The sequence below is a fragment of the Amnibacterium flavum genome, from assembly GCF_003097495.1.
In the GTDB taxonomy this organism is placed as follows: Bacteria; Actinomycetota; Actinomycetes; order Actinomycetales; family Microbacteriaceae; genus Naasia; species Naasia flava.
Map to the genome: position 1 here is coordinate 1,038,126 of NZ_QEOP01000002.1, position 17,020 is coordinate 1,055,145.

The window sequence follows — 17,020 nt, forward strand, 5'->3', positions numbered from 1 at the left end:
CCTCTCAGAAAGCGAAGCAATGGCAACCACAGCGCAACTCCGGTCGCGTCGCACGAGGTTCCTCCTCGGTGCGGCCGCACTGACCGTCACGGCCCTTCTCACCGCCTGCGCCGGGGGAGGCACGTCGTCGGGCGGCTCCGGCTCGGGCTCGACCGGGTCGATTCAGCAGGGCGGTGACCTCCGTGCCGCCCTGACCGGCGAGCCCGACGTGCTCGATCCGGCCACATCGGCGATCTACACGGGCGCCGAGGTGTACGAGAACATCTTCAGCAAGCTCGTCGACTTCGATGCCGACGGTGAGATCATCGGCGACCTGGCGACCAAGTGGGAGCAGACCGACGACACGACGTACACCTTCACGCTCGTCGACAACGCGACATTCCAGAACGGCGAGAAGTTCACCTCGGCCGACGTGGTCTACACCTTCGACCGCATCCTCGACCCCGAGACCGCGAGCGCCTACGCCGGTCTGTACTCGGCGATCGACACGGTCGAGGCGGTCGACGACACCACCGTCGTCTTCCATCTGAAGACTCCGTTCGGCGCATTCCTGACGAACCTGGCGACCAACGGTCAGATCGTGAACCAGAAGGCGATCGAGTCGTCGGATCCGGCCCGGGAGCCGGTCGGCACCGGCCCGTTCACCTTCGTCGAGTGGGTTCAGGGCGACCACATCACGGTGAAGAAGAACGAGGACTACTTCAAGGACGGCAAGCCGTACCTCGACACGATCACGTTCCGCTTCCTGCCCGTCGACCAGAGCCGTATCGACGCCCTCTCCGCGGGCGAGCTCGACTGGGCTGACGCGGTCCCGCTGAACCAGGTGGCCACCCTGTCGGAGGACCCGCGCTTCACCTACGTGACGAGCGACACCGCCGGCATCCCCGACTTCCTCGCGATGAACACCACGGCCGCGCCCTTCGACGACGTCCGCGTCCGTCAGGCCGTCTCGCTGGCGCTGGATCGTCAGGAGATCACCGATGTCGCCTACTCGGGTACCGGTGAGAACGGTCTCGAAGAGGTGCCGACAGGGTCGAGCTGGTACGACGAGACCGGTCTCTTCGCCACCGAGCCCGACATCGAGAAGGCGAAGCAGTTGCTCGCCGACGCCGGTTACGCGGATGGCCTGAAGGTCACCTATCTCGGGCTACCCCAGTACCCGGAGCTGCTGAAGACCGGTCAGGTCGTTCGTGAGCAGCTGAAGAAGATCGGCATCGACATGGAGATCGAACAGGTCGATGTGTCGGTGTGGTTCGACCAGTACAGCTCGGGCGATTACCAGATCACGAGCGCGTATCAGGAGCGCACGATCGACCCGGACAACTTCTACTCGCTGGTCACGAAATCGGGCGGACCGATCAACACGACGTTCTACTCGAACCCCGAGGCGGACGCCCTGATCGACCAGGCCTCGTCGTCAGCTGACGAGGCGGCGCGCAAGGACCTGTACCAGCAGATCCGGACGATCGTCACGACCGATGCCCCGCTGGTGTTCGCGCACTACGAGACCATCAACTACCTGATGAACCGCAACGTGACCGGTTCGGAGATCACCCCGACTCTTTCCCTGCACATGGAGAACGTCGGCTTCACCAGCTAGATCGGGTTTCACGGCTGTGGCCCTCGGTGCGAAGCGCACCGGGGGCCACTTCTCGTGCCGCCCGTTGACCGACGCGATAGAAAGGTCCCTCCGCCAGCCGCCCGTTGAGCGAAGCGAAACGAAGGCCCCTCCACCCCCGCCCGTTGAGCGAAACGAAGGCCCCCTCACCGACTCCCAGCATCACCGGCCTACCGTAAGACCACACCACCAAGGGAGCACGCATGGACTACCGCAACCTGGGCACGTCGGGCCTCGAAGTATCGCGCGTCATCCTCGGCTGCATGAGCTTCGGCGAACCCGACCGCGGCAACCACGAATGGTCGCTGCCGCTCGACGAGTCCCGTCCCTTCATCCGTCAGGCGATCGAGGCGGGCATCACCACCTTCGACACCGCGAACGTCTACTCCGACGGAACGAGCGAGGAGTTCCTCGGCACCCTCCTCCCCGAATTCGCGAAGCGCGACGAGATCGTGCTCGCGACGAAGGTCCACGGCCGCATGCACCCCGGACCGAAGGGCTCGGGCCTGTCGCGCGGCGCCATCTTCGCCCAGGTCGACGCGAGCCTGCGCCGCCTGCAGACCGATTACATCGACCTCTACCAGATCCATCGCCACGACCCGAAGGTCCCGGTCGAGGAGACGATGGAAGCCCTGCACGACCTCGTGAAGTCCGGCAAGGCCCGATACATCGGGGCGTCGTCGATGTGGGCGTGGCAGTTCGCCCAGATGCAGTACGTCGCCGACCTGAACGGCTGGACGCGCTTCATCTCCATGCAGGATCAGTACAACCTGATCATGCGCGAGGAGGAGCGCGAGATGCTCCCGTTCTGCGCGGATCAGGGCATCGGGGTGATTCCGTGGAGCCCGCTGGCCCGCGGCAAGCTGACGCGGGACTGGGATGCGGAGACGAGCCGCAGTCAGACCGATGAGTTCGGCAAGACGATCTACACGCAGGCGGTCGAGGCCGACCGCAAGGTCGTGGCCACCGTCGCCGAGATCGCGGACGAACGTGGAGTCCCGCGCGCGCAGATCGCCCTGGCCTGGCTCCTCGCCCAGCCGGCGGTCACCGCGCCGATCGTCGGCGCGACGAAGCCGCACCATCTCGCGGATGCGGTGGCCGCCGTCGACCTCGTCCTGACCGACGACGAACTCGCCCGCCTGACCGAGCACTACGTCCCGAGGCTGGCAACCGGCTTCTGACACTCGGACGTCCGGACGCCAGATGTTCGGACGTCGGGTAGCGCGGCGTATCGAGACGCTTCGAGTGAGGCCGCAAGCCGCATCGAGAGTCCTGCTACGGCGTCACGATGGTTGCCAGGTAGGCGGGCAACCCGACAGTCAGCCCGAACCAGGCGACGCCGATGAAGAGAGCGGCCTTCACCAGCTCTTGCCACACCGACTTCTTGGCTCGCCCCCGACTCCGGGGCCGAGAAGCGGCGGCCTTCTGCCGATGCGGGGCGGCCCGAACGAAGTCCCGGCCGCGCGCTGGCACGACAGTGTCGATTCGCGTCTCCATCCGAGGCGTTGGGAGAGGCGCGTCCGCCGACTGGGCACCTTGCAGGTTCCGAGCGACTATCGCGTTGAAGTGGATGGCCAGCCGTCGGGCATCCACGACTGCTGGCGGAGCACTGCACCACGTCTCGGAGCGGGATGCTGCGGCCGCGATCTCCTCGAGCTGCTCGGCACTGAACTCGCGTCGGAGGCCGTTCAAGTGACCGAGAAGCTCCCAATCGGCGAGCACTCGGACCCCGCCCTCCGGCAGGGCCTTGACGGTCCGAGAGCCAGGATTCACGAAGACGATGAGTGGCTGGACAGGGACCGTCAACCCAGATGCACTGCTGAGACGCGTCGATGCACGGGAGGCCTCCTGTGCTGCCTTTCCGATGTAGTTGGTGTGCTGTCCCGAGACCAGGAGACCATGTCCGCCGATCCAAAGGGACTGCCCCGGGTGGCTTTTCGTATTGATCGTGAATACACCGGGTGGACCGATGACGACGTGGTCGATGTCGGTGCCCTGCTCACCGATAGGTACCGAATGGAGGACCGTGAACTCCGAAGGAAGCCACGCCAGGACTCCAGCAACGGCGATCTCACCGAGGGCGCCCTTGTACCAGGAAAGCGCTTCTCCACTCGGCACGTTGAACCCAGGTGGATGCAATGCCAGCGTCTGCTGCATGAGCGAGTGCGCGGGCAAACGCGAACGCAAGTCCGCCATGGTGCCGTCCGATCTCGTCGCCCCCCAGCGACTCACGGCCAAGCTATCCCCGCGAACGACACGGCTGCGGGCCCCAGTTCGGGCGCCATTCACACCCCAACGACCCGCTCACCGCCTCAGCTGAGCCGCTGCTTCTCGATCCCGCGTACGCGCGTGATCCCGCTCATGAGGTGGAACACGACGATCGCGGCCACGGTGCCGAGCACGATGCCACCGAAGCTGAGGTCGCCGGCCGTGATGGTGAAGTTCGCGATGCCCATGATGAGCGCGATCCCGGCGGTCAGCTGGTTGACTGGACGGCTGAAGTCGACCTTGTTCTCCACCCAGATGCGAACACCGATGATGCCGATCAGCCCGTAGAGCGCCGTCGTCACTCCGCCGAGCACGCCGGTGGGGATCGTGTTGATGATCTCGCCGATCTTAGGCGAGAGCCCCAGCACGATCGCCGTGATGCCGGCCACCCAGTAGGCGGCCGTCGAGAAGACGCGCGTTGCGGCCATGACGCCGATGTTCTCGCCGTACGTCGTCGTGGGGGAGCCACCGCCGAGACCGGCGAGCACCGTCGCAATGCCGTCGGCGAAGAGCGCCCGACCGGTGAGCGGGTCGAGGTCGCGGCGGATCAGCTGACCCACGCCCTTGATGTGACCGACGTTCTCGGCGATGAGCGCGAGCACGACGGGCAGGAACGTGATGTAGATGCCGATCTGGCTACCCGAGAACTCCGGCGTCGTGAACTGCGGGAGTCCGACCCACGCGGCATCGGCGACCTTGCTGAAGTCGACCTCGCCGGCGATGACCGATGCGACGTAGCCGACGAGCACTCCGAGCACGATCGAGAGCCGGCCGAAGAACCCCTTGAACACGACGGCGGCGAGCACGATCGCGAGCAGCGTGATGGTCGCGATCAGGGGCGATTCGGCGAAGCTGTCGCGTGCGGTGGGCGCGAGGTTGAAACCGATGAGGGCGACGATCGCGCCGCTCACGACGGGCGGCATCAGCACGTCGATCCAGTGCGTGCCGACCACCTGCACCAGCACACCGACGAGCGCGAGGATGACGCCGACGATGATCATGCCGGCCAGCGCAGTACCCGGACCGCCTGCGGTCGTCGCGGCGCCGATGGGCGCGAGGAAGGCGAACGACGACCCGAGGTAGCTGGGCAGCTTGTTTCGGGTGATCAGCAGGAACAGAAGGGTTCCGACGCCGGAGAAGAGCAGCGTCGTGGCGGGCGGGAATCCGGTGATGAGCGGCACGAGGAAGGTGGCGCCGAACATGGCGACCACGTGCTGCATGCCGAAGCCGATGGTGCGGCCCCAGGTGAGGCGCTCCTCGGGGAGGACGATCTCGTCGGAGGAGACGTTCTTGCCGTCGCCGTGCAGAGTCCAGGGAAGTGCCATGTCGTCTCCTCGGCCCGGGTTGGTGCGGGAGGCGCGAAGCGCGGTGGGCCGGATCGAGCGTAGTGCCGACTCCGCCGGCGGGCCGGCAACGGCATGCGGAAGGGCCGCGCACCCGGCGCGGCCCTCCCGTCATCCGCCCGGCAGGGTCGGCGGCACTCCATGCGGCTACGCGCCGAGGATCGGCTTACCGCCTGTGACCGGCAGCACGGCGCCCGAGATGTAGCTGGCCGCATCCGAGGCGAGCAGCACGTAGGCGGGCGCGAGCTCGGCCGGCTGGCCGACGCGGCCGAGCGGGGTGTCTTCTCCGAAGCCCTCCACCTTCTCCGGCGGCATCGTCGACGGGATGAGCGGCGTCCAGATCGGCCCCGGCGCGACGGCGTTGACCCGGATGCCCTTCTCGCCCCACATCTGCGCGAGGGAGGCGGTCATGCTCGCCATGCCCGCCTTGGTCATCGCATACGGGAGCAGTTGTGGCGACGGGGAGTCGGACTGGATGGACGAGGTCGCGATCACCGACGACCCGGGCTTCAGATGCGGCTCTGCGGCTTTGGCGAGGCGGAAGTAGGCGCTGAGGTTGGTGGCGAGGGTGAAGTCCCATTCGTCGTCCGGGATGTCCTGGATGCTCTCGCGGGACATCTGGAATGCGGCGTTGCTGACCAGGATGTCGAGTCCGCCGAGTTCGTCGACGGTCTCCCCGACGATGGAGCGGCAGTGCTCGGGGTCGGACAGGTCACCGGGAAGCAGGATCGCGCGGCGTCCGGCCTCCTCGACCCATTTGGCGGTGTCGGCAGCGTCCTCGTCTTCGGAGAGGTAGGAGATCGCGACGTCGGCGCCCTCTCGCGCGAAGGCGATGGCGACGGCTTTGCCGATGCCGCTGTCGGCTCCCGTGATGAGTGCGACCTTTCCGGTGAGCAGGCCGTGCCCTTCGTAGCTCGTCTCGCCGTGGTCGGCGGGGGGCGTGAGGTCGGCTTCGAGGCCGGGGACCTCTTGCTGCTGTGCGGGGATGTCCATGCTGGGCTCCTTTGCGAGTGGCCGTCGAGGGCTTCGGTCACCGACCATCTGATCGCCGCAAGATGGGCAAAATGTGGTCGGAAGCCGCGAACCAGCTGGGGACTTCTCGAACCGGGCGCCCCCTCTCGTCGCTCGTCCCACGTAGCCCGGCGTCACATTCCGCCGCCGTTGCGCGGTCCGGTCGTACGCTCGATCATCGGCAAAAAGAGCCGGGTTTCGGATGATTCGGGAGGGCACGCATGCGCACGCGTCGAGTCGCCGTCCTGCATGTCACCGGGGAGCGCGAACACAATCCCACCTATCAGCGGCTGGCTGACGATCTGAACGTGTCGGCCGTCGCGACGATCGCATCTCTCGGATGGCAGTCGCGTCTGCACGCCGCGGCCGATTCCTCTGTCGGGTCGGCGCTGGCGATCGCCCGTGACAGCCATCTCATCGTCGTCGTCGGGGGCGAGGATGTGCGCCCCGACTTCTACGGCGGGCCGCTCGACTACACCGGCGCGGGCAGCCACAGCGCGGCAGCGGACGAGGCGCAGCTGGCGGTCATCCGCGATGCGGCGCTGCGCGGCACCCCGGTGCTCGGCATCTGCCGCGGGCACCAGATCATCAACGTCGCCCTCGGCGGGGATCTCATCCAGCATCTCGAGGAGACGGGTCAGCATCGGGTCCCGACGCCGGGCGCTGCGACCCGGTTCACGAGGCACACGGTCGACCTCGCCGATTCTTCGCTGCAGCACGCGATCGCCGCCGGGGAGTACGTGCAGAGCTCGCACCACCAGGCGGTTGGCCGCCTCGGCGACGGTCTGCGCGCGGTCGCCGCGAGCTCGGATGGTGTGGTCGAGGCGATCACCCACGCGTCGCTCCCGATCGTGGGAGTGCAGTGGCACCCGGAGCACACGGGCGCCCCGGCAGACCAACTGGCCCGCCTCCTCCGCCACACCCTGACGAAGGCCGCCTAACCAACGGCCCGCCGCCCGCTGAGCGCAGCGAAGCGAAGCCCAGCACCCCGCAGAAACCCGCCCGATGAGCGCAGCGAAGCGAAGGTCGGCACCCCGCAGACCGCGCCCCCCGCCCGTTGAGCCCGTCGAAGCGAAGGACGGCACCCCGCAGACCGCGCCCGCCGCCCGCTGAGCGCAGCGAAGCGAAGGTCGCCCCCGCCCGCTGAGCCCGCCGAAGCGAATACCTCAGGTCACCCCGCCCGCTGAGCCCGCCGAAGCGCAGGCCGCACCCGCCCGCTGAGCCCGCCGAAGCGCAGGCCGCACCCGCCCGCTGAGCCCGCCGAAGCGCAGGCCGCCCCGCCCGCTGAGCACAGCGAAGCGCAGGCCGCACCTGCCCGCTGAGCCCGCCGAAGCGAAGACCCCAGATCACTCCGCCCGCTGAGCGCAGCGAAGCGAGGGTCACCCCGCCCGCTGAGCCCGCCGAAGCGAATACCTCAGGTCACCCCGCCCGCTGAGCGCAGCGAAGCGAAGCCCCGAAGCAAACCCGCAGCCGCTTACGGCCCTCCGCGCCAGTGATCGATCCGATGCACGTCCGGCGTGAACCCGTGGTCGACACCCCACAGCACCGCCTGGGTCCGACTCTCGACCCCGATCTTCCGATACGTGCTGCGGATGTACGACTTCACCGTGTTGGGGGAGAGGTAGGTCAACTTCGCCACCTCGGCGTTGCTCTTCCCCTGCGTGATGAGCGCCAGAATCTCGGATTCGCGGTCGGTGATGCCCTCCCGTTTGCCGGGCCAGTCGAGCCCGGGGGCACTCGGAGCGCGGCGCGGCTCGTCCATGAACACCTTCTCGCCGCCGTGGATCCGCTCGAGCGCTTCGACGAGTTCACCCGCCGACAGCGTCTTCGAGAGGTACCCGTCGACGCCCTGTCCGCGGGCGCTTTCGACGAGCGAGGTCTGGAAGTTCCAGGTGTAGACGACCACCTTGTCGGCACGCGGGTTGCGCACGAGCTCCGCGATCTCGTGGTGATCGGATTCGGGCTGCGCGAACGAGTCGTAGAGGACGATGTCGACGTGGTCGTTGGTGGTGGTGTTGGCGTTGATCTCGGCGACGACCACCCGGTGGCGGTAGTCGTCGAACATGCGCGCGAGCCCCATGAGAACGACGTCGTAATCGTCGACTAGCGCGACCGTCAGCGCATCCGATGTATCGACCATGCCAGAACCGTAACCCTCCCTAGGGGTGTACCGGCACCCCCCGAAGGGTGGGGACACTGGAATCTCATCCCGGCGCTGTCGGGGCAAACGCATGTCTCATCACGTGCACCAACGAAGAAGGCGGACATCATGCTCGGTCTCATCATCAGCATCATCGTCATCGGCCTGATCGCGGGCGCTATCGCCCGACTGATCGTGCCGGGCAAGCAGAACCTCGGGATCGTCGCGACGATCCTTCTCGGCATCGTCGGGTCGTTCATCGGAGGCTTCCTCGGCTTCCTGATCTTCGGTCAGGACGCACAGGACGGCTTCTTCCAGCCGGCCGGAATCATCGGCTCGATCATCGGCGCCATCATCGCGCTACTGATCTGGATCGGCATCTCGGGCCGCCGCTCGGGCGCCCGTCGCTGACGCACCTCGCACAAGCTTGAAAGCCCGGTCGCTCGAAGGAGCGGCCGGGCTTCCACATGCCTTCGGAACAGTAGTCCGTGCGTCCCGTCGCATTTATCGTGAGTGTCAGTACCGAATACCGCCAGCCAGAGGAGGCATTTCATGGAGCCGACATCGCTCGCCAAGCTCGCAGCAGACTCTGATCCAACGTCGGTCGAGGCAGCGCGAGTAGGCGGAAGACTCACCGAGAATGTCTTCGGGCCCGTGACGAAGGAGATGGGGCAGATCCTCGCCGAGAAGCTCCGGTCGCGGCACGCGCGCAAGGTGGCGGAACGAGCAGCAATGAAGGACGCGCAGCATCGTGAAAGAAGCGGACCTGTTTCGGAACGGGTCGGTCTTGCAGTTCTCGATGCCGCGCAGGGTGCCGACAACGAGTTCCTAGCTGAGTACCTCAGCGGCGTTCTTTCTTCCTCGCGAGGAGATGGCGGAAGCGACGATAGCGGGGTCACGTGGAGTGCTCTCATCGCCCGACTATCCAGCGAGCAATTGCGAGCCCATTTTCTCCTTTACGCCGCGTTCCGCCGACTTTCCACGGGTGCGGATGATATTTGGAGCGTAGTAAATGAAACGTTCGTGATCCCTCTCTCCGACTTGGACCAAGCGCTCCCAAGGGGGTTCTCGTTAGCCTTTGTCGAGGCTCTGTATGGCCTACAGGCCGAGGGCCTGCTTGGTAGAAACCTTTCGCACGGGGATGCGGAACACCTAAAAGACGGCTACCTGCGCGGCAAGGACCGCAGTGCCCTCCAGTCTGGGATAGTTCTCGCGCAAGCGACGCCGCGCGGAATTTGGCTCTTCCTTCGTGCGCACGGCTACAGCGGAACTTGGATAACAACGATCGCGGACCCCTCAGTGCGATTGGCGATGACGAGCGATGAGCCAATATTCACTGTCGAACCGTGGGCTTCTTTTGTGAAGGACCTGCCGCCTGAGGCTACGACGGCCGCCTAGCAGACGACGACCCTTCGGATCACGATCGTGGTCCGCCTGGTCGCAGACCCGCAGGCCCGACTGATCGTGCCGAGCATACGGAACTTCTATCGGCGCCTTCATTGCCCTGACCATCTGAATTCGGGTCTCCGGACGTGATTCGGGATCGCGCCCTTCACCCACCCCGTACGAGGTTGAAAGCCTGACCGCTCGCAGGATCGGTCAGGCTTCTGCGTTGCTATAGGACAGCTCTTGCGCCCCTTCCGACCGAGGCGTAACCTACAACCAAATGGTTGTACGAGAAGGATTCGAACTCACCGACGATGACGTGGATCGCATGTTCCGCGCCCTCGCCGATGCCACCCGACGCGATATCGTCCGACGCACGCTGAGTGCCGAGGCGTCCGTGTCGGAGTTGGCCGCGTCATATGAGATGTCGTTCGCGGCGGTGCAGAAGCACGTCGCCGTACTCGAGGAGGCAGGGCTCGTGAGCAAGCTCCCTCGTGGCCGCGAGCGGATCGTGCGGGGGAACCCCGACGCGATACGTCGTGCGCAGTTCTGTCTCGACCAGTTCGAAGCCGTCTGGCGGGCACGCATCGATCGTCTCGATGCGCTGCTCGAAGCCGACTCCGCCCAGGAATCCGACTGAAAGGTTCACCCTCATGCCCGTCACCTCTGTCGAGAAGGACCTCGACGCGCTGACCCTGACGATCGTCGCCGACTTCGCCGCCCCGGTGCAGCGGGTCTGGGATGCGTACACCGACCCCCGCCAGATCGAGCGCTTCTGGGGCCCGCCCACCTATCCCGCCACCTTCACCCGTCACGATGCGGCAGTAGGCGGCCGGAGCATCTACTCGATGACCGGCACCGAGAACGGTGACACGCACGGCGGGTACTGGGAGTGGGTCGCCGTCGACGCCCCGAACTACTTCGAAGTCCTCGACGGCTTCCTCGCCGACGATGGGACAGCGACCACGGGCCTGCCCGTCACCCGGATGCGGATGGACTTCCACCCCGCCGATTCCGGCACCCGCGTCATCACCGTCTCCTCCTACGACACACTTGAGCAACTCGAGCAGCTCGTCGCCATGGGGATGGAAGAGGGGCTGCGTCAGGCGATGGGTCAGATCGACGACGTCCTCGCCGACCTTGCGTCCTTCGCCGCAGACCACTCCGTCGAGGCGCAGATCCTCAGCGACACCCAGGTGCGCGTCTCCCGCGTCATCCGGGGTTCGGTCGAGCAAGTGTGGCGGGCGCACAACGACGCCGACCTGATGAAGAAGTGGCTCCTCGGACCCGATGGCTGGACCATGCCGGTCTGCGAGATCGCCACGAACGTCGGCGACACCTACCGTTACGAGTGGGAGCAGGCCGGGGGAGAGGGCCGCTTCGGGTTCACTGGGCAACTCCTCGAGAACGAGCCGCCCCACCGCGCCGTGACGACGGAAGCGATGATCGACACCAACTACCCGCCGACGCTCAACGAGCTGACCCTGACGCCGGTGGAAGGCGGAACTCTGCTATCCCTCGTGATCACCTACCCGAACGCCGAGGTTCGCGACATGGTGCTCGCCACCGGAATGACTGACGGCATGGAGACGAGCTACGCACGCCTGGAGTCGGTCCTGGGGGAGTCCCGCGAGCTGGCAGACGCCAGCCACTGACGGCTGGCCCTGCCCGCTGAGCCCGACAAAACGAAGGCAGGCTGGCCCCGCTCATTTCGACAAGCTGAAAGGGCGGGGCCAGTCGCCCACCCGCAAAGCGAAGCGAAGCGACGCGAAGAACCCACCCGCCCGCCGTCCGCTGAGCCCGTCGAAGCGAAGGCAGGCCGATGCCACGGCGGATAACGGCCGCCCCGTCCGGACACCCCGCGCTCTCAGGCTCGCTTCGACCGCATCGCCTTCAGCTGCGTGAGCGACGAATCTGCCGCCAGTTCCTCGTACCGGTCCGATCCGAGCGGCACGACGGCGAGCCGCCCCTCGGCGTCGTGGTGGGTGCCCCATCCATACCGTTTACCGAGGGGCGAAGACCGCAGGCAGGCCTGATCTTTGGCGAAGAACGCCGCACGCGCCTCGACTCGCTCGGACTCGGGAATCTCCTGGCGCTGCGCGTGCACCGCGAAGAGCACATCATCGGATGTGAGTTCGTAGGGGTGCGCGGCGATGAGCTCGTACTGGAGCGTCGCGATCGTCGGCCCTTTAGCGTTCGTCGGAGGCTCGAGGCCCTCGGCCACCGGACAGTCGTCGGCAACCTGGATGAAGGCGTTCGCGTAGTTGGTCGTTCCCATGCGAACACTCTCGGCGACGTTCGCACCAACGCTCTAGGAGATTTGCGACACCGGTGCAGACTTGAGCGATGACCGGGAATGCCTCGAGCGTAGACGGCCACCCCGTGGAGCCCGGTGAGCGTTCCGGGGTTCTGCACCCCGACAACCTGGCGCGGTACGACGCGCAGTGGATTCCGCCCGCAGCCGATCTCGCCGAAGTGGTCGACCAGTACTGGCACGTGTCGTGGTCGTTGGGCACCGGGGAGGAGCTGGATCAGCGGATAATCGACCTCCCTGCCGTGACGGCCACCGTCGAAGAGGGCGACGTGCCGGCGCCGCTTGCGGTCACCGGGGTCCAGTCGGGCGCGTGGCGGCGAACCATCCGTGGGTCGGGCCGTGTGTTCGCGATCCGGCTGCGCCCCGCCGGACTGGCTGTGGTCAGCGACCTCACGGTGCAGGAGGTCAATGACCGGACAGTCGCGCTCAACGAAACCACAGACGGGCGTCTCGCCTCGCTGACGCGCGCGGTGGCAGCCGAGTACTCGCCCGCGTCACGGGCGCGAGCGGCGGATGTCGCGATCCGGTTACTGCTGCTCGAACGACCTCCGGCGAGGAGCGGACTGCTCGCCAACCGGATCATGGACGAGTTGCGCGGGGACCTCCGCAAACGTGCGGGAAGCCTCCTGGCCGAACAACTCGCCGTCAGCGAGCGAACGATTCAGCGCGCCTTGATCAGCACAGTCGGACATGGGCCGAAGTGGGTGATCCGCCGCATCCGATTGCAGGAAGTCGCTCGGGCGCTCGTTCTTCGACCATCGGAGGAGCTGGCCGCAGTCGCAGTGGAGCTCGGATACACCGACCAGTCGCACCTCACGGCCGACTTCCGGTCCGTGACCGGCCTCACGCCGGGCGCATACCGCCGGGAGGTCGCACGGCTGACGGGCGTGTGAGGTCGAGCACCTGCGGATCGCAGCGATCGGATTCCCCACCCAGGCCGAGCAGGTCTCTAGCCGTCGCCGAGCGCGTGTCCGACCTGCTCGACCTGAAGTCAGCGGGCTGGCACCCTCGTTCAACAGCAGTAGAAGGCCGCCTTTGAGACGGTCGATCGCGATTCGGGCCGCAACTGCACAAAGTACGACGTCGTCATCGGCGAGCTGGCCTCCGTGGGACTTAGTAAGCGCATTACTGTCAAGGTCGCGATCCAGGAGTTATATCGACAAGGCGTCCCTCTCGAGCAAATTCGAAGCGCGACTTAAGGCGGAAGGTGGATCGGTCTCATACAACGTCCAGAGGAATCGCTCGAGGCAGCCATCCGCCGCCAGCACCCGGACCGCTCGGGAACGCATATGTGGCACGACCTCGGCATCTCGGATGGAGCGGCCAGCTGGGTCAGGCCGGAGCTAGGAAGCACGCGGACTGAGGAGATGCTCGTCGCGCTGGAGGCGGCTGCCAGCAGCGCGATCCCGTTCCGTTAGCAGGTAAGCACCTCATAGCTGCGGCGCAACAATATCGAACGGTCAAGTCATAAAGGACGCCACAGCGCCCGACCGCTCAGTTGTCCTCGGCCAGTACGGCGACTGAGCGGTCAGTGCGCTGACCGACCGTTACAGCATCGGCGATTATCGCATGTCTTATGCCGATGCCTGACGGCGCTTTGACGGGCGTGTGTCGTGTGGGAGAGATAGCTTGTAGGACACAGGTCGTGAAGGTGACAAGGGGGTGGGTGAGGTGTCAACGACGCTCGAGGCTAACACCTTCGACGATCTCCTTCACCTGGTGTTTGACCGCCTCATCGCGGCCGGTCAGCGAATCAACCCGTCACGCGGTCCGGCGCTGGAGGAGACAGCGGTATTGCTGCGACTGACCGACCCTCGGTCACGCCTCAGCCGTAGCGCCGGACGCTCCACGGTCGTCAGCGCGCTCGGTGAGCTGTGCTGGTACCTCCATGGAAGCGATGACGTAGCTCACGTTGCCTACTACGTCCCGCAGTACCGGCGGGAGGCGATCGACGGGCGGCTGCCTGGTGCCTACGGCCCTCGGCTGTTCGGTCCGGGCGGCAACGGACAGCTTGGTCGAGTGATCGAGATACTGAAGCAGAAGCCGGACAGTCGCCAAGCAGTGGTGCAGCTGTTCGACGCCGATGATCTGAGTCGGACGAAGGACGTGCCGTGCACCTGCACACTGCAGTTTTTACTTCGCGATGGTCGAGTGGAGCTAATCGTCCACATGCGTTCGAACGACGCCTTCCTCGGTTTGCCCCACGACCTGTTCGCGTTCACGATGTTCCAGGAACTCGTGGCCCGCAGCATCGGAGCGGAGCTTGGCGCATACACTCACTTCGTTGGCAGCCTGCACCTGTACGACGATCGCCGAGCGGAAGTTGACGCCTACCTCAGCGAAGGCTGGTTTGCTCAAGGCACGGCTGTCATGCCGCCGATGCCGGACGGCGACCCGTGGGCGGCAGTAGGTGTGATGCTCGAGGCGGAGCAGCGGATTCGGTTGGCTCCCGCAGAGGAGTATGAAGCCGAGGGGTTGGCGGAGGGCTATTGGGGCGATCTGGCCAAGGTGCTCGCTGCGTTCCGCCTGCGGAGGCGCCCGGAACGGCTCCCCGCCATCGCTGCGTCGCTCGCGAGTCCGTTTTACGGCATCTATGTGACCGACCGAATCCACAAAGGGGGAGCGGCATCGTGAGGGCAAACTATGCGGACGCGGCTGCCAGGATTGGCGCGGGCCTTGCCGCCTACGAGGCAACCAACGGCCCGCTACTAGGGATCGTCGCCGCTGAGGCGCGGGAGACCTTGATCGAGCAGATCATCGACTCGGAGCAGCGCGTGCGCTACTTTCAGCACCTCCAGGCCCGCGAGCTCGATCCTGCGAGCGCTGATCCGACAGGTGTGGCTTTCGACCCACTAAGAGCTGCGATCGTCCACCGTGACGCGGGAGATTACGACGAAGCAGTGTGGATGGTGTTTTTGTTCGTTCACTTCGGTCACCACCGGACCGCGGGTTGGCAATATGCCCGCGACGTCTACGGGCGACTTGGGGATGGTCAGCGATGGACGTGGGAGGAGACTGCCGGCGACCCGATCTCATTCCGGTTGTGGCTCGAGGCTCATCAGGACAAGATCCGGGCCGGCAACGGCCGGTTCGGTAACCACCGCAAGTACGAGAGCCTGGATGCGTGGTCGGATGGCGGGACCGGTACTGCTGTGCAGTCCTATGTCGAATGGGTGCTGGAGGCCGGCGGCGACCACGAAGAGCGGTTCGCTGGCCTCGCCGAGCTGTCTCCGGAGGAGCGGTTCGATGCGCTGTTCCGGCAGTTGCGTGCCGTTCGGCGCTTCGGCAGAGTCGCCCGCTTCGACTATCTGACCACGCTGCAGAGGCTTGCGCTGCTGGAGGTTCGTCCTCCGCACTCCTACCTGGTGCCCAACGGCGGCCCGTTGTACGGGGCATGCTTGCTCATCAACGGCGATCCTAATGTCGGTAGCGCGCGGGACATGCAGCGGACACTTCTGGCGATCGGAACCGTGGCGGGTATTGCGCCGGATGTGTTCGAGGACGCGGCCTGCAACTGGCAGAAGAGCCCTATGGTCTACGAGAGGTTTTCAGGGTGACGCCGTCCCAGCGGTAGCGGCGCTTGAGCTGGTTGAGTTGGTGGTGCCCGATGATGCCCCTGTGCTGGAGCTGGCCGACGATTATCCCCGCGGCGATGCCGGCCTGAGAAGCAGCAGCGACAACAGCTCGCATGGTCGGACTGCTCGACCGCTCACTCGATAGAGCGGAGACGACCCCGTCAGCAAGCGTACGGGCGGCGAAGTCGTTGGCTTCGTGTTCTGCGTTGTCCTCTGACGGGCCGTCGAGATCGTCGAGTAAGGGCTCCTGCACATCGTGCAGCAGCAGGTGGCCAAGCTCGTGGAACAGCGAGAACCACAGGTGGTCATCGGCCAGGTGCCGCACGCTGAGGACGAGTGCGGCCCGGCCGGACCGGGTGCGGAACGCGGCGCCGCTGATCGGGCAGCCCTTCGGGGCGCGCACGATCACGGCTGCCACACCCGCGGCTGCAAGGACCCTCTGTAGCTCGGGGATGAATCGCTCAGGGTTGGGCTGGCGGCTGAGGGCTCGTAGGGCTGGGATTGCGGCGCGTACGGCCGTGGGATCCCAGGCCTCAAGGGGTAGGGATTCGGCTTCAATCTCCGCCTGACGCAGCCAGGCCGCGACGGCCGCCTCATCAGACTCGAACGTTTCGGAAGCGCGATACCTCGCCTGCTCGACGGCCGCGCCGAAACGGCTATTCCAGTCGTCGGCGTCGACGACGTCAAAGAACGCCGAGCAGGCCGCGACGCGCTCGCGCCAGTCGCGGCCCAGAGGGCTGATCCAACCGAAGGCGGCCATTTGATCAAGCGGCATCCGCTGGAAGATCTCGTCCAAACCGAGAGCGTGGAGCCCCTCACGATACCTCTGCTCTCGGGTCAACCAAAAGTCAGAGGAGCCGCCCAACGTCGCCGCGAGCTGGCCCGCGAGATCAGCGCCAATCTCGCGCTCACCGACGACGATTCGCCGCACTTCGGGGTCGGGCAAATCGAGGCGATCGGCGAGATCCTCCACTGACCACAGGCGCCGTTGTAGCGCGGTCAGGATGGTTTCTCCGGGCGCGGAGACCCAGCGCGGCTCGAAGGAGATGTTCGTCACGAGGCACCACCTATCTTCTTGATCGAGACTAGCTGGACGCGAGTGACCCTGGACAGATCGACTCGGTGATTCCCGACACGGACTCGCGCAGTGTCGACTAGGCAGGTGATCGTCACTCGCTCGCTGGCGTCGAACGTGACCGTGCCAGCCTCGTAGCCGAGGTCATAGAGGAAGCCGAGGTCCTCAAGGGAGGTGGCCGCAACGAGGTCCTCGAGGACCTGCTTGGCCGCCTCGACCTCACCCGCGTCCAAGGCGCCGGGAGACGGCTCGGTCCAGTATGCACGCAATGTCGGAGACTGAAAGCTCAG

At 66.0% G+C, this 17,020-nt stretch carries 17 protein-coding genes; 10 read left to right on the top strand and 7 right to left on the bottom strand.

All coding sequences use genetic code 11. The features are described from left to right. The first annotated feature begins 19 nt into the window (after positions 1–19). Positions 20–1,600: an ABC transporter substrate-binding protein gene (locus DDQ50_RS12575; RefSeq protein WP_116757042.1), complete on the top strand. Its 1,581-nt coding sequence runs from the start codon at positions 20–22 to the stop codon at positions 1,598–1,600. Between the two features lie 221 nt (positions 1,601–1,821). Further along, positions 1,822–2,799, top strand: a complete 978-nt coding sequence (locus DDQ50_RS12580; protein WP_116757043.1) for an aldo/keto reductase — start codon at positions 1,822–1,824, stop codon at positions 2,797–2,799. 94 nt (positions 2,800–2,893) lie between these two features. On the opposite strand, the gene DDQ50_RS12585 is transcribed toward DDQ50_RS12580, so the two are convergent. From DDQ50_RS12585 to DDQ50_RS12595, 3 genes are all read right to left on the bottom strand, one after another. Next, the gene (locus tag DDQ50_RS12585; RefSeq protein ID WP_165829807.1) at positions 2,894–3,775 is read right to left on the bottom strand and encodes a nuclease-related domain-containing protein; all 882 of its coding nucleotides are present in this window, start codon (positions 3,773–3,775) and stop codon (positions 2,894–2,896) included. Positions 3,776–3,930: 155 nt separating this feature from the next. Beyond that, a complete protein-coding gene (locus DDQ50_RS12590; protein ID WP_116757045.1) occupies positions 3,931–5,211 on the bottom strand; it encodes a uracil-xanthine permease family protein in 1,281 nt (426 codons plus the stop codon). A gap of 165 nt (positions 5,212–5,376) precedes the next feature. Further along, the gene (locus DDQ50_RS12595) at positions 5,377–6,222 is read right to left on the bottom strand and encodes an SDR family oxidoreductase (RefSeq protein WP_116757046.1); all 846 of its coding nucleotides are present in this window, start codon (positions 6,220–6,222) and stop codon (positions 5,377–5,379) included. A gap of 239 nt (positions 6,223–6,461) precedes the next feature. Between DDQ50_RS12595 and DDQ50_RS12600 the strand changes: the two genes are divergently transcribed. Further along, on the top strand, positions 6,462–7,181 hold the full coding sequence (locus tag DDQ50_RS12600) for a gamma-glutamyl-gamma-aminobutyrate hydrolase family protein (protein ID WP_116757047.1): 720 nt from the start codon (positions 6,462–6,464) through the stop codon (positions 7,179–7,181). 533 nt (positions 7,182–7,714) lie between these two features. On the opposite strand, the gene DDQ50_RS12605 is transcribed toward DDQ50_RS12600, so the two are convergent. After that, the gene (locus DDQ50_RS12605; RefSeq protein ID WP_116757048.1) at positions 7,715–8,380 is read right to left on the bottom strand and encodes a response regulator transcription factor; all 666 of its coding nucleotides are present in this window, start codon (positions 8,378–8,380) and stop codon (positions 7,715–7,717) included. A gap of 129 nt (positions 8,381–8,509) precedes the next feature. Here DDQ50_RS12605 and DDQ50_RS12610 point away from each other — a divergent pair, with 129 nt between their 5' ends. The 4 genes from DDQ50_RS12610 to DDQ50_RS12625 all read left to right on the top strand — a co-directional run bounded on the left by DDQ50_RS12610 (position 8,510) and on the right by DDQ50_RS12625 (position 11,421). Next, a complete protein-coding gene (locus tag DDQ50_RS12610) occupies positions 8,510–8,791 on the top strand; it encodes a GlsB/YeaQ/YmgE family stress response membrane protein (RefSeq protein WP_116757049.1) in 282 nt (93 codons plus the stop codon). A 141-nt stretch (positions 8,792–8,932) separates the two neighbouring features. Further along, positions 8,933–9,778, top strand: a complete 846-nt coding sequence (locus tag DDQ50_RS17065) for a hypothetical protein (protein WP_133245967.1) — start codon at positions 8,933–8,935, stop codon at positions 9,776–9,778. Positions 9,779–10,046: 268 nt separating this feature from the next. Next, positions 10,047–10,406 (top strand): ArsR/SmtB family transcription factor, encoded by a 360-nt coding sequence (locus tag DDQ50_RS12620; protein WP_116757051.1) that lies wholly within the window; start codon positions 10,047–10,049, stop codon positions 10,404–10,406. A 13-nt stretch (positions 10,407–10,419) separates the two neighbouring features. Further along, positions 10,420–11,421: an SRPBCC family protein gene (locus DDQ50_RS12625; RefSeq protein WP_116757052.1), complete on the top strand. Its 1,002-nt coding sequence runs from the start codon at positions 10,420–10,422 to the stop codon at positions 11,419–11,421. A 212-nt stretch (positions 11,422–11,633) separates the two neighbouring features. Here the strand turns inward: DDQ50_RS12625 and DDQ50_RS12630 are convergent, their stop codons facing one another. Beyond that, on the bottom strand, positions 11,634–12,044 hold the full coding sequence (locus DDQ50_RS12630; protein WP_116757053.1) for a DUF6157 family protein: 411 nt from the start codon (positions 12,042–12,044) through the stop codon (positions 11,634–11,636). Positions 12,045–12,112: 68 nt separating this feature from the next. Here DDQ50_RS12630 and DDQ50_RS12635 point away from each other — a divergent pair, with 68 nt between their 5' ends. The 3 genes from DDQ50_RS12635 to DDQ50_RS12645 all read left to right on the top strand — a co-directional run bounded on the left by DDQ50_RS12635 (position 12,113) and on the right by DDQ50_RS12645 (position 15,637). Next, on the top strand, positions 12,113–12,973 hold the full coding sequence (locus DDQ50_RS12635) for a helix-turn-helix domain-containing protein (RefSeq protein WP_116757054.1): 861 nt from the start codon (positions 12,113–12,115) through the stop codon (positions 12,971–12,973). A gap of 778 nt (positions 12,974–13,751) precedes the next feature. Next, positions 13,752–14,714 (top strand): thymidylate synthase, encoded by a 963-nt coding sequence (locus DDQ50_RS12640; protein ID WP_165829808.1) that lies wholly within the window; start codon positions 13,752–13,754, stop codon positions 14,712–14,714. After that, a complete protein-coding gene (locus DDQ50_RS12645) occupies positions 14,711–15,637 on the top strand; it encodes an alpha-glutamyl/putrescinyl thymine pyrophosphorylase clade 3 protein (protein WP_116757056.1) in 927 nt (308 codons plus the stop codon). Before DDQ50_RS12640 ends, DDQ50_RS12645 begins: the two co-directional genes overlap by 4 nt. On the opposite strand, the gene DDQ50_RS12650 is transcribed toward DDQ50_RS12645, so the two are convergent. Both DDQ50_RS12650 and DDQ50_RS12655 read right to left on the bottom strand, forming a co-directional pair. Then, positions 15,609–16,712, bottom strand: a complete 1,104-nt coding sequence (locus DDQ50_RS12650; RefSeq protein WP_116757057.1) for an XRE family transcriptional regulator — start codon at positions 16,710–16,712, stop codon at positions 15,609–15,611. The genes DDQ50_RS12645 and DDQ50_RS12650 overlap by 29 nt on opposite strands. Further along, the gene (locus DDQ50_RS12655) at positions 16,709–16,999 is read right to left on the bottom strand and encodes a hypothetical protein (protein WP_133245968.1); all 291 of its coding nucleotides are present in this window, start codon (positions 16,997–16,999) and stop codon (positions 16,709–16,711) included. Before DDQ50_RS12655 ends, DDQ50_RS12650 begins: the two co-directional genes overlap by 4 nt. Between the last annotated feature and the right edge of the window lie 21 nt (positions 17,000–17,020).